This window comes from Pseudomonas sp. NPDC087185 (assembly GCF_044744955.1).
In the GTDB taxonomy this organism is placed as follows: Bacteria; Pseudomonadota; Gammaproteobacteria; order Pseudomonadales; family Pseudomonadaceae; genus Aquipseudomonas.
Map to the genome: position 1 here is coordinate 117,195 of NZ_JBIUZK010000005.1, position 18,793 is coordinate 135,987.

Below are 18,793 nucleotides of genomic sequence, written 5' to 3' on the forward strand. Positions count from 1 at the left end.
GATTCTCAGCCAAGTGGCGCTGTGCGAGGGCAGGGACAATGGATATGATGCGCGCCATGCACATCTCCCCTGAACACCCGATGCTTGCGGCCGTCGTCGACGATCTGGCCACCCATGGCTGGTCGCAGCAGGCGCTTTTTCTGCCTGGCGAACTGGTGCGCGCGCTGGCGACCGAATGTCGGCGCCGTGATGCCGAAGGCCAGCTCAACCCGGCCGGGGTGGGGCGCGGCGTTTCCCAGGAAGTGCGCGAGGCGATCCGGGGCGACCAGATCCAGTGGATCGACCCCGGCCAGGCCGAGGCCTGCGACCAGTACCTGGAGGCCATGGACCAGCTGCGCCTGGCCATCAACCAGGGCTTGTTCCTGGGCCTGGAAGACTTCGAATGCCATTTCGCCCTGTACCCGCCAGGGGCGTTCTACCGCCGGCACCTGGACCGCTTCCGTGACGACGACCGGCGCATGGTTTCCGCCGTGTTCTACCTCAATGACGATTGGCAGCCGCAGGATGGCGGCCAGTTACGCATGTTCCTGGCTGACGATGTGGTTCATGACGTGCAGCCCGTGGCCGGCAATCTAGTGATTTTCCTCTCGGGCGAGGTGCCGCACGAAGTCTTGCCCGCCGGGCGTGAGCGGTTGTCATTGACCGGTTGGTTCAGGCGCCGTGGCAATGACCCGTTCTGACCTGCCCAAGGTGCTGGTGAGTGCCTGCCTGCTGGGGCAACCAGTGCGTTATGACGGGCGAGCCAGTGGCCATCCTGACCTGTTGCAGCGCTGGCAGGCCGAAGGGCGAGTGGTGCCGCTGTGCCCGGAAGTGGCTGGCGGTTTGCCAACACCGCGCCCGCCGGCGGAGATTCCGGGGGGCCAGGGTAGCGAGGTGCTCGACGGTGGCGCGCAGGTGATTACCGTGCAGGGCGAGGATGTCAGCGCTGCGTTTCTGGCCGGTGCGCAACAGGCGCTGACGCGGGTGCGCCGGCATAACATTCGGGTGGCGGTGCTGAAGTCGGGCAGCCCTTCGTGCGGCAATCGCCTGACCTACGATGGCACGTTTGCCGGGGTGAAGGTGCCGGGGGAAGGGGTGACCACCGCGCTGCTGCGTCGCGAGGGGGTGCTGGTGTTCAGCGAGCTGGAGCTGGAAGAGGCGGAGCGAGCGTTGGCTGGGCTTTCGGTCTAGTTCTGTACCGGCCCCGTCGCGGGTGAACCCGCGAAGGGGCCGGTACAGGCAATAAATCATCTACTGCCCGGCAGCAGTCTCCTGCACACCCTTGAACCATTTCTGCTCAAGCTCCGCAGTTCGCCCGCTGTCCTTGAGCCGCTGCAGCGCGTTGTTCACCGCGCTCTCGAACGCCGGGTTGCCCTTCTGGAACGGAATCACCAGTTTCTTCTCGCCGAACGGCTGGCTCACATCGAACGGTGTGTCGGCCTTGGGCGCGCTGTCCGACGGGGTCAACGTGATGTCGTAGGTGCCACTTTGTACCCCCGGCAGTGCTTCAGCGGGAGGGGTTTCGATGAACTCGGCGCGCAGGTCAAGCTGCTTGGCCAGCTCCTGCCCGAACTCGATCTCGAAGCCGGTCAGGTGGTCGTTTTCCTTGAAGGCATAGGGTGAGTTGTCGGCCTGCACGGCAATGCGCAGTTCGCCCCGGTCGGCGATTTCGTCTATCAGCTCGGCCTGAGCCAATGGAGTGATCAGTACTGCCAGCAGTACGCCTATGGTCGAACGCATGTAATGCCCCTTTCTTTGGCAAATGAATTACTTTCGCCACGGCTTTCTTCCTCGCCGTGGTCGAGCGCAGCCTATGACCTTGAAGCCTTGGCGAGGTTTAACCCTAACTGAAATATTTGTCTTTGTGGGCTATGGTGAACTACCGCCGCCGTAGGAATTTTCTGGCTGCGGCTTTCAAGTGAATCACAGGAGAAGTGAATGAACAGCCTATTTTCGCGTGCTGCCGTTGCCGGTCTGCTGATGGGGGCCTCGGTATTGGCCAGCGCTGCGGATGCGCTGAAGAGCCAGGAGCCGCCCAAGGATGCCAAGGTCTTCATCGTTTCCCCCGCCGATGGTGCAACGGTCGACAAGACCTTCACCGTCAAGTTCGGTATCGAGGGCATGGGCCTCAAGCCTGCGGGTGACCAGACCCCGCACACTGGCCATCACCACCTGCTGGTGGATGTCGACAAGGAGCCTGTGGCCGACCAGCCCCTGCCAACCAGCCTGATGCCGGAGAGCGGTGTCGCGCTGCCGGCGGGCCCGCAGGTGCTGCATTTCGGCAAGGCGCAGACCGAGGCCACCCTTACCCTCACGCCAGGCAAGCACACGCTGCAGCTGGTGTTGGGCGACCAGTATCACGTGCCGTTCAAGCCGAGCGTCGAATCGAAGAAGATCACCGTTGAGGTGAAATAACCCGACGTCGGCAGACAAAAAAAGGGAGGCCACGAGGGCCTCCCTTTTTCATCCAGCGATCACGCTCAGAACAGAACGCGCGAGCGGATGGTGCCCTTGACGTGCTGCAGCTTCTCTTGCGCCAGGTCGGAGTACTCGGCATCGACGTCGATGACCACGTAGCCCACTTTCTCGTTGGTCTGCAGGAACTGACCGGAGATGTTGATACCGTTTTCGGCGAAGACTTTGTTGATCTCGCTGAGCACGCCTGGGATGTTTTCGTGGATGTGCAGCAGGCGGTGCTTGCCTGGGTGCGCCGGCAGGGCCACTTCCGGGAAGTTGACCGAGGATACCGAGGTACCGTTGTCGCTGTACTTGACCAGCTTCTCGGCCACTTCCAGGCCGATGTTGGCCTGGGCCTCGGCGGTGGAACCACCGATGTGCGGGGTCAGGATCACGTTGTCCAAGCCGCGCAGCGGGCTTTCGAACTCTTCGTCGTTGGAGCGCGGCTCGATCGGGAACACGTCGATGGCGGCGCCGATCAGGTGCTTGTCCTTGATCGCTGCGGCCAGGTGGTCCAGCTCGACCACGGTGCCACGGGCAGCGTTGATCAGGATCGCGCCCTTCTTCATTGCACGGATTTCCTTCTCGCCGATCATCCACTGGGTGGATGGCAGCTCAGGCACGTGCAGCGAAACGATGTCGGCCAAGCCCAACAGTTCGTTCAGGCTGGTGACCTGCACGGCGTTGCCCAGTGGCAGCTTGGTCAGCGGGTCGTAGAAGTAGACCTGCATGCCGAGGTTCTCGGCCAGCACCGACAGTTGGGTACCGATCGAGCCGTAGCCGACGATGCCCAGCTTCTTGCCACGGATTTCGAACGAGTTGGCCGCGCTCTTGATCCAGCCGCCACGGTGGCAGGAGGCGTTTTTCTCAGGGATGCCGCGCAGCAGCAGGATGGCTTCGGCCAGCACCAACTCGGCCACCGAACGGGTGTTCGAGTAAGGCGCGTTGAATACGGCGATACCGCGCTCGCGAGCCGCTTCCAGGTCGACCTGGTTGGTGCCGATGCAGAAGCAACCGACGGCAACCAGTTTTTTGGCGCAGTCGAAGATCTCTTCGGTCAGCTGGGTACGCGAACGGATGCCGATGAAGTGGGCATCAGCGATCTTTTCCTTCAGCTCGGCTTCCGGCAGCGAACCCGTGTGGTATTCGATGTTGGTGTAGCCGGCAGCCTTGAGGGTATCGACCGCGTTCTGGTGCACACCTTCAAGAAGAAGGAACTTGATCTTGCTCTTGTCGAGAGAAGTCTTGCTCATCTGCGTAAACCTGTATCCCGGAGAAAAAATGGCGAGGAGTGATGCTAGGCGCGGCGTCGGCCTTAGCATGAACAGCGGGAGGGCTATGCTAGCATACGCGACACAATCTGAGCTTATCCCGACAGGTGAAGAGTGCTCAGGGTGACTATGAATAAGTCGAGAGTTCCAGCGATGACCTTCCCCGCTGTAATTGATGAACTGATGACCCTTGTCGACCCTGGCAAGGTCCTGACTGACGCGGCTTCCCTGGAGGCCTATGGCAAGGACTGGACCAAGCATTACCCGCCCGCGCCAAGCGCCATCGTGTTCCCCAAGAGCGTAGAACAGGTGCAGGCGATCGTTCGCTGGGCCAACCGCCATCAAGTAGCGCTGGTGCCCTCCGGCGGCCGTACCGGGCTTTCCGGCGGTGCCGTGGCGGCCAATGGCGAGGTGGTGGTCGCCTTCGACTACATGAACCGGATTCTCGACTTCAACGCCTTCGACCGCACCGTGGTCTGCCAGCCAGGTGTCATCACCCGCCAGTTGCAGACCTTCGCTGAAGAGCAGGGCCTTTATTACCCGGTGGATTTCGCTTCCAGCGGCTCCAGCCAGATCGGCGGCAACATCGGCACCAATGCCGGCGGTATCAAGGTGATCCGCTACGGCATGACCCGCAACTGGGTGGCCGGCCTGAAAGTTGTCACCGGCAAGGGCGAACTGCTCGAGCTGAACAAGGACCTGATCAAGAACGCCACCGGGTACGACCTGCGCCAATTGTTCATCGGCGCCGAAGGTACCCTGGGCTTCGTGGTCGAGGCGACCATGCGCCTCGACCGCGCGCCGCGCAACCTCACCGCGATGGTGCTGGGCACGCCGGACTTCGACTCGATCATGCCGGTGCTGCATGCCTTCCAGGGCAAGCTCGACCTGACCGCGTTCGAATTCTTCTCCGACAAGGGCCTGGCCAAGATCATGGCCCGTGGCGACGTGCCCGCGCCGTTCGCCACCGACTGCCCGTTCTATGCCTTGCTGGAGTTCGAGGCCAGTACCGAAGACGTGGCCAATGAAGCGCTGGCTACCTTCGAGCATTGCGTCGAACAGGGCTGGGTGCTGGACGGGGTGATGAGCCAAAGCGAAACCCAGCTGAAAAACCTGTGGAAGCTGCGCGAGTACCTGTCGGAAACCATCTCGCACTGGACACCGTACAAGAACGACATCTCGGTCACGGTTTCCAAGGTGCCGGCCTTCCTGCGCGACATCGATGCCATTGTCAGCCAGCACTACCCCGATTACGAAGTGGTCTGGTACGGGCATATCGGCGATGGCAACCTGCACCTGAACATCCTCAAGCCCGAGCACATGAGCAAAGACGACTTCTTCGCCTCGTGCACCAAGGTCAACAAGTGGGTGTTCGAGATCGTCCAGCGCTACAACGGTTCGATCTCGGCCGAGCATGGCGTGGGCATGACCAAGCGCGACTACCTGGGCTACAGCCGTTCCCCGGATGAAATTGCCTGCATGAAGGCAATTAAGGCCGTCTTCGACCCTAACGGCATCATGAATCCGGGTAAGATCTTCGCTCCTGAATAAAAAGCAGTCAGCAAAGGAGTCGGCCATGAGTTACCAGCACCAGTACGTAGACGGCACGCGCATCCATTACCCGTTGGGCAAGGTGGTGTGCGTCGGCCGTAACTATGCCGAGCATGCCAAGGAACTGGGCAACCCCATTCCGACCGAGCCACTGCTGTTCATCAAGCCGGGCAGTTGCGTGGTGCCGCTGGAAGGCGGCTTCAAGATCCCGACCGACCGGGGGTCGGTGCACTATGAAGCCGAGATTGCGGTGCTGCTGGGCAAGCCGCTGTCCGCGCACCCGTCCGAAGAGGAAGTGCGCGATGCCATCTCCGGCTTCGCCCCGGCGCTGGACCTGACCCTGCGTGATGTACAGGCCAAGCTCAAGGAAAAGGGCATGCCGTGGGAGACCTGCAAGAGCTTCGACGGCGCCTGTGTGCTACCGCCTTTCGTAGCTGCTGGCACCTTCGAAGATCTGGCCGACATCCCGGTGCGCCTGACCATCAATGGCGAAGTGCGCCAGGACGGCAACAGCGCGCTGATGCTCAACCCGATCGTACCGATCATCCAGCACATGGCCTCGCACTTCTCGCTGCAGCCGGGTGATGTGATCCTCACCGGTACGCCGGCGGGCGTTGGGCCGTTTGAAGTGGGTGATGAACTGGTGCTGGAACTGCCGGGTGTGAGCCGCTTCGAAAGCCGCGTGCTCTGATCTGATACCGCGCCGCGCCCTTCGCGGGTAAACCCGTTCCCATCGGCACAGTGCCGCTCTAGAGCGCACCGCGGTAGCTGTGGGAGCGGGCCTGCCCGCGAAGAAGGCGATGCGGTTTAGCGTTTTTTTCACAACCTATCCGGATAATGCGCGGATCTTCAGCCATTTTCTCAGGAATCCCCTGCATGCCATCGCCCTCCACCGCCCCCGCTTCCCCCAAGCGCCGCTTCTACCTGCGCTGGCCATTCGGCCTGGCCGTGGCCGCGGTGATCGGTTATGGCGTGGCCGTGGCGATGCATTGGGATGACCGTGGCCTGCTGTGGGTCAAGGAAGGCCTGGAGACCAGCGCCGAGCGCAGTGAAAGCGTCTGGCTGCCAGACTACCAGGTCGATATCGATGCCAAGCATTTGCCGGGCATGGACGACGACGAAGCCTCGGACATCGCGTTCAACCCGCATACCCGTACGCTGTTCGTGGTGATGGGCAAAAACCCGTTTTTGGTCGAGTTGAGCCTTGATGGCGACGTGCTACGGCAAATCCCCTTGGTCGGCTGGAACAACCCGGAAGGGGTTGCAGTCCTGGAAGATGGCCAGTTGGCCATTACCGATGAGCGCTTGCATGACCTGACCGTGGTCAAGGTGGATGCGCAGACCACTTCGCTGAACCATGCCGACTTCCAAAGCCATGACCTGGGCGAGTCGGTAAAGAGCAACAAGGGCTTCGAGGCCGTTGCCTGGGACCCGATGCGTCAGCGCCTGGTGATCGGTGAGGAGCGCCCGCCAACGTTGTACACCTGGAGCACCGATGGCCGCAGCCCGCTCAAGGGTGACAAGCAGCTGCTGGCCAGCGACGAACTCGACCTGCGCAACCTGTCGGCCCTGGGTGTCGACCCGCGCACGGGGCACCTGTTGGTGCTGTCGGCCGACTCCAACATGCTGCTGGAGCTCGACGAGCAAGGCCAGCAAGTCAGCTTCATGACCCTGCTGGGTGGTTTCAACGGCCTCAAAGACACCATCCCGCGCGCCGAAGGGGTGGCCATGGATGATAAAGGCAACCTGTACATGGTCAGCGAACCGGCGCTGTTCTATCGCTTCAAGAAAAACTGACAGCAACATCAGATCATCCCGATGCTGGCATTAAGCTTTACTTCAGTTGTCCGTGGTTAGATTCGCCGTCCTCAAACCGAGTCTGCCCCTATGCGTCGCTATGTTCGTCTGCCCCTGGTCCTGGCTGTCCTTGGCCTGCTTGCCGTGCTCGTACTGGGCATGGCCGAGCAGCAGTTCCGCTTCGCCGAACGCGGCTGGTTCAACCTCAAGACCTGGTGGCAGCCTGCGGAGCAAAGCATGGGCCTGGACCGCTATCGGGTGGTGATCGAGGCGCAGCCGGTGGAGGGGCTGGACGATGATATTTCCGCGCTGACCTACGACCCCGACCGCAAGACCTTGTTCACGGTGACCAACAAGCGTTCCGAGCTGATAGAGCTGTCCCTCGACGGGCGCATCCTGCGACGCGTGCCGCTGACCGGCTTCGGCGACCCGGAGGCTGTGGAGTACGTGGGGCCCAACAGCTATGTGATCACCGACGAACGCACGCAGCGCCTGATCCGGGTACGCCTGGATGACGACACGCTGTTTCTCGATGCCCACGATGCCGAGCAGTTGAGCCTGGGCATCGGCCTGAACGGGAACAAAGGCTTCGAGGGCCTGGCCTACGATTCGACGGGCAAGCGCCTGTTCGTGGCCAAGGAGCGCGACCCGATGGTGATCTACGAAATCCACGGCTTTCCCCATGCCAACCCGGAGCAGCCTTATGCGGTGCATGTAGTGCAGGACCGCAAGCGCGACGCGCGGCTGTTCGTGAGGGACCTGTCGAGCCTGCAGTTCGACGAGCGCAGTGGGCACCTGCTGGCGTTATCGGATGAATCGCGCCTGGTGCTGGAGCTGGATGTGAAGGGCAAGCCGCTGAGTACCTTGTCGTTGCGCAAGGGGTATCAGGGGTTGAAGCGGACGGTGCCGCAGGCGGAGGGGATCGCGATGGACGAGGCGGGGACCATCTACCTGGTCAGTGAGCCAAACCTCTTCTATGTGTTCAAGCAGCCGGCGGATTGATTGCTGTTTGGCCCAAGCGCCGGCAAGCCGGCCCCCACAGGGTTCTCCACAGTTTCAAGGCCTGTGGTGTGCCAGTGGGAGCCGGCATGCCGGCAATGACATCACTCGGCCTTGAGGCTCTTCACGCCTTCCGAGGTGCCCAGCAGCAGCAGGTCTGCCGGGCGGGCGGCGAACAGGCCATTGGTGACCACGCCGACGATCGCGTTGATCTGCGCTTCCAGCTCAACCGGGTTGGTGATCTGCAGGTTGTACACGTCAAGGATCACGTTGCCGTTATCGGTGACCACACCCTCGCGGTAGACCGGGTCGCCGCCCAGCTTGACCAGCTGGCGCGCCACGTGGCTGCGGGCCATCGGGATGACCTCGACCGGCAGCGGGAAGGCGCCCAGCACCGGCACCAGTTTGCTGGCATCGGCGATGCAGATGAAGGTCTTGGCCACCGCCGCGACGATCTTCTCGCGGGTCAGCGCCGCGCCACCGCCCTTGATCAGGTTCAGCCGCGCGTCGCTTTCGTCGGCGCCGTCGACGTAGAACTCCAGTTCGCTGACACTGTTCAGCTCGTAGACCGGGATGCCATGGCCCTTCAGACGCTGGGCAGTAGCCTCGGAGCTGGCGACTGCGCCGTCGAAGGCGGTCTTGTGCTGGGCCAGGGCGTCAATGAAGAAGTTGGCGGTCGAACCGGTGCCGACGCCGACGACGCTCTTTACATCCAGCTGCGGCAGAATGAAGTCGACAGCGGCCTGGGCGACGGCCTGTTTGAGTTGGTCCTGGGTCATGCGGGCTCCGAAATGGGGCAGGGCGGTTTGCAAAGTTGCCTAGTATAACGGCTCGCAGAAAGGCCCGGGCGGCTTTGCTGTGGTCGCCCGACGTAGCGCTGGGGTAGACTCGCAGCCCTTGTCCCGCGGCCAGTGATGCTTTCCCGATGCTCGAACAGTACGTCAAGAAGATCCTCACCTCGCGCGTCTACGACGTTGCGGTCGAAACCCCGCTGCAGAGCGCCGGGCAGTTGAGCAAGCGCCTGGGCAACCAGATTCTGCTCAAGCGCGAAGACCTGCAGCCGGTGTTTTCCTTCAAGATCCGTGGGGCGTACAACAAGCTGGCGCAGCTGAGCCCGGAAGAACTGGCGCGTGGCGTGGTTACCGCTTCGGCCGGCAACCATGCCCAAGGCCTGGCCCTGGCCGCGCGTGAAATGGGCATCAAGGCCACCATCGTGATGCCCAAGACCACCCCGGAGATCAAGATCGAAGGTGTGCGTTCGCGCGGCGGCAAGGTGGTACTGCATGGGGATTCGTTCCCCGAGGCGCTGGCGTACTCGCTCAAGCTGGTCGACGAAAAGGGCCTGGTCTACGTCCACCCCTATGATGACCCGCACACCATTGCCGGTCAGGGCACCGTTGCGATGGAAATCCTGCGCCAGCACCCGGGCCAGCTGGACGCGATCTTCGTGCCGGTCGGCGGCGGCGGCCTGATTGCCGGCATCGCCGCCTACGTGAAATACCTGCGTCCGGAAATCAAGGTGATCGGCGTCGAACCGGATGATTCCAACTGCCTGCAGGCGGCCATGGCGGCCGGCGAACGCGTGGTGCTGCCGCAGGTCGGGCTGTTTGCCGATGGCGTGGCGGTGGCGCAGATTGGCCAGCACACCTTCGATATCTGCCGCTTGCACGTGGATGAGGTAGTGACGGTCAGCACAGACGAGATTTGCGCGGCAATCAAGGATATCTACGACGATACCCGCTCGATCACCGAACCTGCCGGTGCGTTGGGCGTGGCCGGGATCAAGAAGTATGTTGAACTCAATGGCGTGACGGGGCAAACCCTGGTCGCCATCGACTCGGGCGCCAACGTCAATTTCGACCGCCTGCGCCACGTTGCCGAGCGCGCCGAGCTGGGCGAGAAGCGCGAAGCGATCATCGCCGTGACCATCCCCGAGCGGCCAGGCAGCTTCAAGGCCTTCTGCGAGGCCATCGGCAAGCGGCAGATCACCGAATTCAACTACCGCAAGCACACCTCCGACGAAGCCCACATCTTCGTGGGGGTGCAGACGCACCCGGAGAACGACCCGCGGGCTGCGTTGGTGCAACAGTTGACCGAGCAAGGCTTCCCGGTCACCGACCTGACCGATAACGAACTGGCCAAACTGCACATTCGCCATATGGTCGGCGGCCATTCGGCCGGTGCCAGCGATGAGATGGTGCTGCGTTTCGAGTTCCCCGAGCGGCCGGGTGCACTGTTCAACTTCCTCAACAAACTGGGCGGGCGCTGGAATATCTCGATGTTCCACTACCGCAACCATGGCGCGGCCGACGGGCGTGTGGTGGCGGGGTTGCAGGTACCGGAAGACGAGCGCCATCTGGTGCCATCGGCACTGGCCAAGATCGGTTACCCGTACTGGGACGAAACTGACAACCCGGCATACCGCCTATTCCTGGGTTGAGCGGCTAAGCTTGGGCTGATGGCCCTTTCGCGGGCAAGCCCGCTCCCACAGGATTAGCGCCGTATAGCAAGGCGGCGTTGTACTTGTGGGAGCGGGCTTGCCCGCAAAAGCGGCGACGCGAAATAGGCTGCTGAAGGACAATTTGAAGATGGAACATCTGACCACCCTCAAGACGCTGCACATCATCGCCACCGCGCTGCTGCTTCTGGGCGCGCTAGGCCTGGCGATCTGGACCGTCCGCGCGCGTCGCCGGGGCGATGCCGAGGCCTACGCCAAGCTGCTGCGCCGACCGCTGGTGTTCGTTTGGCTGTTGATGGGCGTGTGCCTGGTGAGCATGCCGTTCACCGGCTGGTGGCTGGTGCACCAGGTGGGCTGGCCGTTGGGGCAGACCTGGCTGTTGGCTTCCAGCGTCATCTATACCGTCGGCGCATTTGCCGTCTGGTGGTTGCTGGTGCGGCTCAATCGGCTGCGCAAGGCTGAGGGGGTGGGCTTGCGGTTAACCCTTGCCCTGGCGGTGTTCAGCGGTGTTTGCTTCCTGTCCATCGCCGGGTTGATGGGGGCCAAACCGGTCTAGGGTGCTGGGGCTGCGCTGCAGCCCCCAAAAATTCAGTCCCTGAGCGAAACCACCGGCCAGCCGCGCCGCTCGGCTTCAGCCTGCAGGTTAGGGTCCGGGTCCACTGCCACCGCGTGCGTGACCCGCTCCAGCAACGGCAAATCATTCATCGAATCGCTGTAGAAATAGCTGTCCTCCAGGTCGAAGCCGTTCTCCAGCATCCAGCGCTCCAGCCTCGTCACCTTGCCTTCACGGAAACACGGTATATCGGTACTGCGCCCGGTGTAGCGGCCGTCGTGCATTTCGCACTCGGTCGCCAGCAGCACGCGCACGCCCAGGCGGCGGGCAATCGGCGCGGTGACGAAGCGGTTGGTGGCGGTGATGATCACCAGCTGGTCGCCGGCATCGCGGTGCTGCTGCAGCAAGGCCATGGCCTTGGGCAGAATGATCGGCTCGATGCAGTCGCGCATGAAGTCGCGGTGCCATTGGTCGAGCTGGGCCGGTTCAGTGGCTGCGAAGATTTCCATGGAAAAGGCCAGGTAGGCCTGCAGGTCCAGGGTGCCGTTCAGGTAATCCTGATAGAAGGCATCGTTGCGTTCTTTGTAGGCGACCGGGTCAAGAATGCCCCGTTCGCACAAATAATCACCCCAGGCGTGGTCACTGTCGCCACCGAGGAGGGTATTGTCCAGGTCGAATAAAGCCAGGCGCATCGGGGTCACTCGCATCAGCCACTGGGTAGGCCCGCAGAATACGGAGTTTTCACCTCGCTGCACATAAGCTTGGCGGGCGCGTTGCTGCGCTCGCAGGCTTTGTGGAACAATGCGGTGACATGCGTTTGCGAGGTTGCTGCCGTGATCGACCCGGATGGTTTTCGCCCAAATGTCGGCATCATTCTCACCAATGATGCCGGGCAGGTGCTATGGGCTCGGCGGATCAACCAGGATGCCTGGCAATTCCCGCAGGGAGGTATCAACCCTGACGAGACGCCAGAAGATGCCCTGTACCGCGAGCTGAACGAAGAAGTTGGCCTTGAACGCGATGATGTGGAAATTCTTGCCTGCACCCGCGGCTGGTTGCGTTATCGTTTACCCCAGCGACTGGTCCGTACCCATAGCCAACCGCTGTGCATCGGCCAGAAGCAGAAATGGTTTTTGCTGCGCCTGGTGAGCAATGAGCAACGGGTGCGGATGGACCTGACCGGCAAGCCCGAATTCGACGGCTGGCGCTGGGTCAGCTATTGGTATCCGCTGGGCCAGGTGGTGACCTTCAAGCGTGAAGTGTACCGCCGTGCCCTGAAAGAGCTTGCACCGCGTCTATTGACGCGCGACTGACGACGGAGTTCGACCCCGAGCCATGCTCAATACGCTGCGCAAGATCGTCCAGGAAGTGAACTCCGCCAAAGATCTCAAGACGGCGTTGGGTATCATCGTCTTGCGCGTGAAGGAAGCGATGGGCAGCCAGGTCTGCTCGGTGTACCTGCTCGACCCAGAATCCAACCGCTTCGTGCTGATGGCCAGCGAAGGCTTGAACAAGCGCTCCATCGGCAAGGTCAGCATGGCCCCCAACGAGGGCCTGGTCGGCCTGGTCGGTACCCGGGAAGAGCCGCTGAACCTGGAAAACGCCGCCGATCACCCGCGTTACCGTTACTTTGCCGAAACCGGTGAAGAGAAGTTCGCCTCCTTCCTCGGCGCCCCGATCATTCACCACCGTCGCGTCGTCGGCGTGCTGGTCATTCAGCAGAAAGAACGCCGTCAGTTCGACGAGGGTGAAGAAGCTTTCCTGGTCACCATGAGCGCCCAGCTCGCCGGGGTTATTGCCCACGCCGAGGCCACCGGCTCGATTCGTGGCCTGGGCCGTCAGGGCAAGGGCATCCAGGAGGCGCGCTTCGTCGGTGTGCCGGGCTCGCCGGGGGCGGCTGTCGGGCGTGCCGTGGTCATGCTGCCGCCAGCTGACCTTGAGGTGGTGCCGGACAAGACTGTCGAAGACATCGACGCCGAACTGAAACTGTTCAACAACGCCCTCGAAGGCGTGCGCGCCGACATGCGCAAGCTGTCGGCCAAGTTGGCGACCCAGCTGCGCCCAGAAGAGCGCGCGCTGTTCGACGTGTACTTGATGATGCTCGAAGACGCAGCTTTGGGCGGTGAGGTGACCGAAGTCATCAAGACCGGCCAGTGGGCACAGGGCGCGCTACGCCAGGTGGTCGGCGAGCACGTCAACCGTTTCGAACTGATGGACGACGACTACCTGCGCGAGCGCGCCTCGGACGTCAAGGACCTTGGCCGTCGGCTGCTGGCGTATCTGCAGGAAGCCCGTTCGCAGTCGCTGGTGTATGCCGACAACACCATCCTGGTCAGCGAAGAGCTGACCCCGGCGATGCTTGGCGAAGTGCCTGAAGGCAAGCTGGTCGGCCTGGTCTCGGTGCTGGGCTCGGGCAACTCCCACGTCGCCATCCTGGCCCGGGCCATGGGTATTCCGACGGTGATGGGCCTGGTCGACCTGCCTTATTCCAAGGTCGATGGCATCGAGCTGATTGTCGACGGCTACAAGGGCGAGGTGTTCACCAACCCCAGCGACGTGCTGCGCAAACAGTACAGCGAAGTGGTCGAGGAAGAACGCCAGCTGGCCCAAGGCCTCGATGCGTTGCGCGAGCTGCCTTGCGTGACCCCGGATGGCCATCGCATGCCACTGTGGGTCAACACCGGCCTGCTGGCCGACGTGGCCCGCGCGCAGCAGCGCGGTGCTGAAGGCGTGGGGCTGTATCGCACCGAAGTGCCGTTCATGATCCAGCAGCGCTTCCCCAGCGAGAAGGAGCAGCTGGCGATCTATCGTGAGCAACTGGCGTCGTTCCACCCGCTGCCGGTGACCATGCGCACCCTCGACATTGGTGGTGACAAGTCACTGTCTTACTTCCCGATCAAGGAGGAAAACCCGTTCCTCGGTTGGCGCGGCATCCGCGTGACCCTCGATCACCCGGAAATATTCCTGGTCCAGACCCGCGCCATGCTCAAGGCCAGCGAGGGCCTGAACAACCTGCGCATCCTGCTGCCGATGATCTCGGGGGTCCATGAGCTGGAAGAGGCGCTGCACCTGATCCACCGCGCCTGGGGCGAGGTGCGCGACGAGGGCACCGACGTTCCGATGCCGCCGGTGGGGGTGATGGTCGAGATCCCGGCAGCGGTGTACCAGACCAAGGAACTGGCGCGGCAGGTGGACTTCCTGTCGGTCGGCTCCAACGACCTGACCCAGTACCTGCTGGCGGTCGACCGCAACAACCCGCGCGTCGCCGACCTCTACGACTACCTGCACCCGGCCGTGTTGCAGGCTTTGAACACCGTGGTGCGCGATGCCCACGGCGAAGGCAAGCCGGTGAGTATCTGCGGTGAGATGGCCGGTGACCCGGCGGCGGCGATCCTGTTGATGGCCATGGGCTTCGACAGCTTGTCGATGAACGCCACCAACCTGCCTAAGGTGAAGTGGATGCTGCGCCAGATCAACATGAGCAAGGCCAAGGAACTGCTCGCCGACGCCCTGAGCCATGACAACCCGCAGGTTATCCACAGCTCGCTGCAGCTGGCGCTGAAAAACCTCGGCTTGGCGCGCATGATCGGCCCTGGAGCCAACAAGACCCTTTGAGGTCAGCACCGGCCCCTTCGCGGTACGAGCCCCGCGAAGGGGCCGGTAGTGTTGAAAACAATTGTATCAGACCACCTGTTCAACTTCCCCCAAATGCCCGCCAAACGGCCCGAAACTGCGCTCGATCAGCCGCCTTCTCCCCTGATCATCCACAATCAGCACTGTACTGGCCCGCGTCCCGTAGTTCTGGCTGGCAATAAACACACTGGACAACAGCGTCTCGGTCGCCAGCCCCACGCCGGTATCGGGCAGTTGGCTCTCAGCCGCCGGTTCGCCATCAGACAGCAACGCCAACAACTGCTGCGGGTTCACTGAATCCAGCATTCCCTCAAGCGTATTGCGTGCCTTGACCAGCTTCGGCCACGGCGTATCGAGCCCGGCGTTGGACAGCCCGTATACCCCAGGCTCCAGCAGGCGCGGCGCCGCTTCACGGGCATGCAGATACCCCAGCTGGCGCCCATCGCCGACCAGCAGGTTGAACCCCGAATATTGTGTGCTGCGGCTCGCGACCTGGTCCAGGTACGCCTCAACCCCAAGCTCACCGCGCAGATACGCTGCTACCAACTCACCGCGGCTGCGTGGCCCTGGCGGCTGCCCGGGATCGCGAATATTGGTCAGCGCAGCAAACCGCCCCTGCGGCCCCACGCCCAGCCACGTGCCGCCGGCTTCCAGGTCGCGCCCGGCGTGTACCCCGGGCGCATCTTCCCAGGCCGCCAGGGCCTGGGTGGGGCGGGCATAGAACTCGTCGCGGTTGGCCGCGACGATCAGCGGCAGGGTATGCCCCGGCCGCCAGGCGAAGACGATCAGGCACATCGGTTAGGCCTCTGTGTTTTTCGCCACTGTACCCACTGCGGCGGCGGTGATCCATCCTGTCACAGACTTCACTAGAGGCCCGTGCCCGGCTTCCGTTACCATGCCGGATTGTTTTTCTCGGGGACGACGAATGGAGTTCGCACTCTATCTGCTCTTGGGCGCCTGTGCCGGCGTGCTGGCCGGGCTGTTCGGCGTGGGCGGCGGCATCATCATCGTGCCGGTGCTGGTGTACAGCTTTACCTTGCAGGGCTTCGACGCGTCGGTGCTGACCCACCTGGCGGTCGGCACGTCGCTGGCAACCATCGTCTTCACCTCGATCAACGCCGTGCTAGAGCACCATCGCAGAGGTGCGGTGCAATGGCCGGTCTTCGCCTGGATGACTGTCGGCATCCTGCTTGGCGCCGGGGTTGGCGCCAAGACCGCCTCGCTGATTCAGGGCCCGCAGTTGCAGAAGATCATCGGCGTGTTCGCCCTGATCATCGCTGCGCAGATGGCCCTGGACCTCAAACCCAAGGCCAGCCGTGGCATCCCCGGCAAGCCCGCGCTGATCGGCGCCGGTGGGGTGATCGGCTGGGCGTCGGCAATCTTCGGCATCGGTGGCGGCTCGCTGACCGTGCCGTTCCTGACCTGGCGCAGCCTGCCGATGCAGCAGGCCGTGGCCACGTCCTCGGCCTGTGGCCTGCCGATTGCCGTGGCCAGCGCGCTGAGCTTCATGTGGCTGGGCTGGCACGAACAACACCTGCCCGCCCACAGCGTCGGCTATGTGTACCTGCCCGCGCTGGTCGGCATCGCCGTGACCAGCATGTTCTTCGCCCGCTTCGGCGCGCGCCTGGCGCACAGGTTGTCGCCGCGCCTGCTCAAGCGTCTGTTCGCCGCGCTGTTGTTCTGCGTCGGCCTGAGCTTCCTGATTTGAAACGAGAGGAATATCCATGCTGCCTTACCCGCAGATAGACCCCGTGGCCGTGGCCCTGGGCCCGCTGAAAATACACTGGTACGGCCTGATGTACCTGATCGGCATCGGCGGCGCCTGGCTGCTCGCCTCGCGCCGGCTCAACCGCTTCGACCCCACCTGGTCGCGTGAGAAGCTCTCCGACCTGGTGTTCTGGTTGTCGATGGGCGTGATCGTCGGTGGGCGCCTGGGCTACGTGCTGTTCTACGACTTGCACGCCTACCTGGCCAACCCGACGCTGATCTTCGAGGTGTGGAAAGGCGGCATGTCGTTCCATGGCGGCTTCATCGGCGTGATGCTGGCCGCGTTGTGGTTCGGCAAGCGCAACAACAAGTCGTTCTTCGAACTGATGGACTTCGTCGCGCCGCTGGTACCGATCGGCCTGGGTGCCGGGCGCATTGGCAACTTCATCAATGCCGAACTGTGGGGCAAGCCGACCGATGTGCCGTGGGCGATGATCTTCCCGCCGTTCAGCGACCCGGCACAGCTGCCACGCCACCCGTCGCAGCTGTATCAGTTCGCCCTGGAGGGCGTGGCGCTGTTCCTGATCCTCTGGCTGTTCTCGCGCAAGCCGCGGCCAACCATGGCGGTATCGGGCATGTTCGCGCTGTTCTACGGCATCTTCCGCTTCATCGTCGAGTTCGTCCGTGTACCGGATGCCCAGCTGGGCTACATCGCCTGGGGCTGGCTGACCATGGGTCAGATACTCTGCCTGCCGATGATTGTCGCCGGCCTCGGATTGATCTGGTGGGCTTATAATCGCAAACCCACGGCGACACCCGCCATCTGATTCCCAACGGCAGGGGCGATCCCCTGCCGCTTTTGCTACAGGTAAGCCATGAAACAGTATCTGGACCTGGTCCGTGACGTCATCGAAAACGGCACCCTGCAGGAAAACCGTACCGGCATCCGCACCATCAGCCTGCCGGGCGCCATGCTGCGTTTCGACCTGCAGAAAGGTTTCCCGGCCATTACCACGCGCAGGCTGGCGTTCAAGTCGGCAATCGGCGAAATGGTCGGTTTCCTGCGGGGGGTGAAGAACGCGGGTGAGTTCCGCGAGTTGGGCTGCAAGGTCTGGGACCAGAACGCCAACGAGAACGCCCAGTGGCTGGCCAATCCGTTCCGCCAGGGCCATGACGACCTTGGCGAGATCTACGGCGTGCAATGGCGCCAGTGGCCCGGCTACAAGCGTGTGCCGCTGAGCAACCCGGCGGCGATCGAGATGGCCGAAAAGGCTGGCTTCCGCCAGATTGCCCAGGACGAGGAAGATGGCCAGGCGTTCGTCATCCTGTACAAGGCCATCGACCAGGTGCGCCAGTGCCTGGACACCATCGCCAACGACCCGGGCAGCCGGCGCATCCTTTTCCACGGCTGGAACTGCGCCCAGCTGGACGAGATGGCGCTGCCGCCGTGCCACCTGCTGTATCAGTTCCACCCGAATGTCGAGACCCGGGAAATTTCCCTGACCCTCTACATCCGCTCCAACGACCTGGGCCTGGGCACACCGTTCAACCTGACCGAGGGGGCGGCGCTGCTGTCGCTGTTCGGTCGACTGACCGGCTACACCCCGCGCTGGTTCACCTACTTCATCGGCGATGCCCATGTGTACGAAAACCATCTGGACATGCTCAACGAGCAGCTCACACGCGAGCCGCTGGAAGCACCGAGGCTGGTGATCAGCGACCGCGTGCCGGCGTTTGCCGAGACCGGCAAGTATGAGCCGGAGTGGCTGGAGAAGATCGAACCGAGCGACTTCAGCCTGGAAGGGTATGAGCACCATGCGCCGATGACGGCGCCGATGGCGGTCTGACCTCAAGCGCCCCCTCTCCGGTTCGTCGGTGGTGGGGGCAGCAGCCTTTATCAGAATGGGGGGATGGCCCCCTCTGCCCGTTGTTCCTACAGCCTACGGCTGCCCCTCCGCATTTTCCTACGTCATCAATCTTTGCGCTCCCACAGTCAGGTCGGAGCCAGATGCTATTGCCGCCTTGCCAGCATGGGGACAATGACCAGGCTGCCCAGCAAGCGCCACGCCGCCTGCTGACAGCGGTGATGGCTAGGGTTGCTACATACAGCAACCACTCAGCGTCGCCTTCCCTTCAATAAAATAAGAAATGAGGTATCGACATGTATCCGCAAGCATTGCTGGAAGCTACCCACGCTCCATTGGAGATGGCCCTGGAAGAGACCCTCGACGTACGAGGGGCTGGCACATGGGCCGACGTCGGTCAGGCAATCGGCCAGGTAATCGATACAGCCATTGCCGTGGTCGACACCGTCAGCTGAGGCCTGGGCACCGTCTGGTGCCATGCCGGTAACCGGGGGGGGCGGCGCCGCTCCCTTCTTCAAGCTGC

General features: G+C 62.8%; 20 protein-coding genes. 15 read left to right on the forward strand and 5 right to left on the reverse strand.

Annotated elements, in window-relative coordinates:
- Window positions 1-44: 44 nt before the first annotated feature.
- Window positions 45-680 carry a 2OG-Fe(II) oxygenase gene (locus tag ACIPIJ_RS18160; protein WP_401079843.1) on the forward strand — a complete coding sequence of 212 codons (636 nt, stop codon included), beginning with the start codon at window positions 45-47 and terminating at the stop codon, window positions 678-680.
- Window positions 667-1,170 (forward strand): DUF523 domain-containing protein, encoded by a 504-nt coding sequence (locus ACIPIJ_RS18165; protein ID WP_401079170.1) that lies wholly within the window; start codon window positions 667-669, stop codon window positions 1,168-1,170. Before ACIPIJ_RS18160 ends, ACIPIJ_RS18165 begins: the two co-directional genes overlap by 14 nt.
- A gap of 60 nt (window positions 1,171-1,230) precedes the next feature.
- On the opposite strand, the gene ACIPIJ_RS18170 is transcribed toward ACIPIJ_RS18165, so the two are convergent.
- Entirely contained in the window at window positions 1,231-1,719 is a 489-nt protein-coding gene (locus tag ACIPIJ_RS18170; RefSeq protein WP_401079172.1) for a substrate-binding periplasmic protein, read from the reverse strand.
- Window positions 1,720-1,917: 198 nt separating this feature from the next.
- Here ACIPIJ_RS18170 and ACIPIJ_RS18175 point away from each other — a divergent pair, with 198 nt between their 5' ends.
- Window positions 1,918-2,394 (forward strand): DUF4399 domain-containing protein, encoded by a 477-nt coding sequence (locus ACIPIJ_RS18175; RefSeq protein ID WP_401079174.1) that lies wholly within the window; start codon window positions 1,918-1,920, stop codon window positions 2,392-2,394.
- 65 nt (window positions 2,395-2,459) lie between these two features.
- Here the strand turns inward: ACIPIJ_RS18175 and serA are convergent, their stop codons facing one another.
- Window positions 2,460-3,689, reverse strand: a complete 1,230-nt coding sequence (serA, locus tag ACIPIJ_RS18180) for a phosphoglycerate dehydrogenase (RefSeq protein WP_401079176.1) — start codon at window positions 3,687-3,689, stop codon at window positions 2,460-2,462.
- 171 nt (window positions 3,690-3,860) lie between these two features.
- On the opposite strand from serA, the gene ACIPIJ_RS18185 reads away from it, so the two are divergent.
- The 4 genes from ACIPIJ_RS18185 (at window position 3,861) to ACIPIJ_RS18200 (ending at window position 8,057) form a co-directional block, all read left to right on the forward strand.
- Complete coding sequence (locus ACIPIJ_RS18185) at window positions 3,861-5,258, forward strand: FAD-binding oxidoreductase (RefSeq protein ID WP_401079178.1); 1,398 nt, start codon at window positions 3,861-3,863, stop codon at window positions 5,256-5,258.
- A 25-nt stretch (window positions 5,259-5,283) separates the two neighbouring features.
- Window positions 5,284-5,949: a fumarylacetoacetate hydrolase family protein gene (locus ACIPIJ_RS18190; protein WP_401079180.1), complete on the forward strand. Its 666-nt coding sequence runs from the start codon at window positions 5,284-5,286 to the stop codon at window positions 5,947-5,949.
- 185 nt (window positions 5,950-6,134) lie between these two features.
- Window positions 6,135-7,055 carry an SdiA-regulated domain-containing protein gene (locus ACIPIJ_RS18195; protein WP_401079182.1) on the forward strand — a complete coding sequence of 307 codons (921 nt, stop codon included), beginning with the start codon at window positions 6,135-6,137 and terminating at the stop codon, window positions 7,053-7,055.
- A 90-nt stretch (window positions 7,056-7,145) separates the two neighbouring features.
- Complete coding sequence (locus ACIPIJ_RS18200; RefSeq protein ID WP_401079183.1) at window positions 7,146-8,057, forward strand: SdiA-regulated domain-containing protein; 912 nt, start codon at window positions 7,146-7,148, stop codon at window positions 8,055-8,057.
- A gap of 101 nt (window positions 8,058-8,158) precedes the next feature.
- Here the strand turns inward: ACIPIJ_RS18200 and rpiA are convergent, their stop codons facing one another.
- Window positions 8,159-8,833 (reverse strand): ribose-5-phosphate isomerase RpiA, encoded by a 675-nt coding sequence (gene rpiA / locus ACIPIJ_RS18205; RefSeq protein ID WP_401079185.1) that lies wholly within the window; start codon window positions 8,831-8,833, stop codon window positions 8,159-8,161.
- 146 nt (window positions 8,834-8,979) lie between these two features.
- Here rpiA and ilvA point away from each other — a divergent pair, with 146 nt between their 5' ends.
- Together ilvA and ACIPIJ_RS18215 are read left to right on the forward strand one after the other, a co-directional pair.
- Complete coding sequence (gene ilvA / locus ACIPIJ_RS18210) at window positions 8,980-10,494, forward strand: threonine ammonia-lyase, biosynthetic (protein ID WP_401079187.1); 1,515 nt, start codon at window positions 8,980-8,982, stop codon at window positions 10,492-10,494.
- Window positions 10,495-10,642: 148 nt separating this feature from the next.
- Window positions 10,643-11,068: a DUF2269 domain-containing protein gene (locus ACIPIJ_RS18215; protein WP_401079189.1), complete on the forward strand. Its 426-nt coding sequence runs from the start codon at window positions 10,643-10,645 to the stop codon at window positions 11,066-11,068.
- Window positions 11,069-11,100: 32 nt separating this feature from the next.
- On the opposite strand, the gene ACIPIJ_RS18220 is transcribed toward ACIPIJ_RS18215, so the two are convergent.
- Window positions 11,101-11,757, reverse strand: coding sequence for an HAD family hydrolase (locus ACIPIJ_RS18220; protein WP_401079191.1), 657 nt, complete (start codon window positions 11,755-11,757; stop codon window positions 11,101-11,103).
- Between the two features lie 141 nt (window positions 11,758-11,898).
- On the opposite strand from ACIPIJ_RS18220, the gene ACIPIJ_RS18225 reads away from it, so the two are divergent.
- Both ACIPIJ_RS18225 and ptsP read left to right on the forward strand, forming a co-directional pair.
- Complete coding sequence (locus ACIPIJ_RS18225; RefSeq protein ID WP_003249017.1) at window positions 11,899-12,378, forward strand: RNA pyrophosphohydrolase; 480 nt, start codon at window positions 11,899-11,901, stop codon at window positions 12,376-12,378.
- 22 nt (window positions 12,379-12,400) lie between these two features.
- On the forward strand, window positions 12,401-14,680 hold the full coding sequence (gene ptsP / locus ACIPIJ_RS18230) for a phosphoenolpyruvate--protein phosphotransferase (protein ID WP_401079193.1): 2,280 nt from the start codon (window positions 12,401-12,403) through the stop codon (window positions 14,678-14,680).
- A 66-nt stretch (window positions 14,681-14,746) separates the two neighbouring features.
- Here ptsP and ACIPIJ_RS18235 read toward each other — a convergent pair whose 3' ends face one another.
- Window positions 14,747-15,493, reverse strand: a complete 747-nt coding sequence (locus tag ACIPIJ_RS18235) for an NRDE family protein (protein ID WP_401079195.1) — start codon at window positions 15,491-15,493, stop codon at window positions 14,747-14,749.
- Between the two features lie 130 nt (window positions 15,494-15,623).
- Here ACIPIJ_RS18235 and ACIPIJ_RS18240 point away from each other — a divergent pair, with 130 nt between their 5' ends.
- From ACIPIJ_RS18240 to ACIPIJ_RS18255, 4 genes are all read left to right on the forward strand, one after another.
- Window positions 15,624-16,406, forward strand: a complete 783-nt coding sequence (locus tag ACIPIJ_RS18240; RefSeq protein WP_401079197.1) for a sulfite exporter TauE/SafE family protein — start codon at window positions 15,624-15,626, stop codon at window positions 16,404-16,406.
- A 16-nt stretch (window positions 16,407-16,422) separates the two neighbouring features.
- Complete coding sequence (lgt, locus tag ACIPIJ_RS18245) at window positions 16,423-17,232, forward strand: prolipoprotein diacylglyceryl transferase (RefSeq protein WP_401079199.1); 810 nt, start codon at window positions 16,423-16,425, stop codon at window positions 17,230-17,232.
- 48 nt (window positions 17,233-17,280) lie between these two features.
- Window positions 17,281-18,252: a thymidylate synthase gene (locus ACIPIJ_RS18250; RefSeq protein WP_401079201.1), complete on the forward strand. Its 972-nt coding sequence runs from the start codon at window positions 17,281-17,283 to the stop codon at window positions 18,250-18,252.
- 314 nt (window positions 18,253-18,566) lie between these two features.
- Window positions 18,567-18,725, forward strand: a complete 159-nt coding sequence (locus tag ACIPIJ_RS18255; protein WP_401079203.1) for a hypothetical protein — start codon at window positions 18,567-18,569, stop codon at window positions 18,723-18,725.
- The last annotated feature ends 68 nt before the right edge of the window (window positions 18,726-18,793 follow it).

Excerpts from the sequence above, each read along its gene's own strand:
- ptsP (WP_401079193.1), top strand. The coding sequence starts at position 12,401 with ATGCTCAATACGCTGCGCAAGATCGTCCAGGAAGTGAACTCCGCCAAA.
- ACIPIJ_RS18160 (WP_401079843.1), top strand. The coding sequence starts at position 45 with ATGATGCGCGCCATGCACATCTCCCCTGAACACCCGATGCTTGCGGCC.
- ACIPIJ_RS18190 (WP_401079180.1), top strand. The coding sequence starts at position 5,284 with ATGAGTTACCAGCACCAGTACGTAGACGGCACGCGCATCCATTACCCG.
- ACIPIJ_RS18235 (WP_401079195.1), bottom strand. The coding sequence starts at position 15,493 with ATGTGCCTGATCGTCTTCGCCTGGCGGCCGGGGCATACCCTGCCGCTG.
- lgt (WP_401079199.1), top strand. The coding sequence starts at position 16,423 with ATGCTGCCTTACCCGCAGATAGACCCCGTGGCCGTGGCCCTGGGCCCG.
- ACIPIJ_RS18240 (WP_401079197.1), top strand. The coding sequence starts at position 15,624 with ATGGAGTTCGCACTCTATCTGCTCTTGGGCGCCTGTGCCGGCGTGCTG.
- rpiA (WP_401079185.1), bottom strand. The coding sequence starts at position 8,833 with ATGACCCAGGACCAACTCAAACAGGCCGTCGCCCAGGCCGCTGTCGAC.
- serA (WP_401079176.1), bottom strand. The coding sequence starts at position 3,689 with ATGAGCAAGACTTCTCTCGACAAGAGCAAGATCAAGTTCCTTCTTCTT.
- ACIPIJ_RS18250 (WP_401079201.1), top strand. The coding sequence starts at position 17,281 with ATGAAACAGTATCTGGACCTGGTCCGTGACGTCATCGAAAACGGCACC.
- ilvA (WP_401079187.1), top strand. The coding sequence starts at position 8,980 with ATGCTCGAACAGTACGTCAAGAAGATCCTCACCTCGCGCGTCTACGAC.
- ACIPIJ_RS18165 (WP_401079170.1), top strand. The coding sequence starts at position 667 with ATGACCCGTTCTGACCTGCCCAAGGTGCTGGTGAGTGCCTGCCTGCTG.
- ACIPIJ_RS18215 (WP_401079189.1), top strand. The coding sequence starts at position 10,643 with ATGGAACATCTGACCACCCTCAAGACGCTGCACATCATCGCCACCGCG.
- ACIPIJ_RS18255 (WP_401079203.1), top strand. The coding sequence starts at position 18,567 with ATGTATCCGCAAGCATTGCTGGAAGCTACCCACGCTCCATTGGAGATG.
- ACIPIJ_RS18170 (WP_401079172.1), bottom strand. The coding sequence starts at position 1,719 with ATGCGTTCGACCATAGGCGTACTGCTGGCAGTACTGATCACTCCATTG.
- ACIPIJ_RS18175 (WP_401079174.1), top strand. The coding sequence starts at position 1,918 with ATGAACAGCCTATTTTCGCGTGCTGCCGTTGCCGGTCTGCTGATGGGG.
- ACIPIJ_RS18185 (WP_401079178.1), top strand. The coding sequence starts at position 3,861 with ATGACCTTCCCCGCTGTAATTGATGAACTGATGACCCTTGTCGACCCT.
- ACIPIJ_RS18200 (WP_401079183.1), top strand. The coding sequence starts at position 7,146 with ATGCGTCGCTATGTTCGTCTGCCCCTGGTCCTGGCTGTCCTTGGCCTG.
- ACIPIJ_RS18195 (WP_401079182.1), top strand. The coding sequence starts at position 6,135 with ATGCCATCGCCCTCCACCGCCCCCGCTTCCCCCAAGCGCCGCTTCTAC.
- ACIPIJ_RS18220 (WP_401079191.1), bottom strand. The coding sequence starts at position 11,757 with ATGCGCCTGGCTTTATTCGACCTGGACAATACCCTCCTCGGTGGCGAC.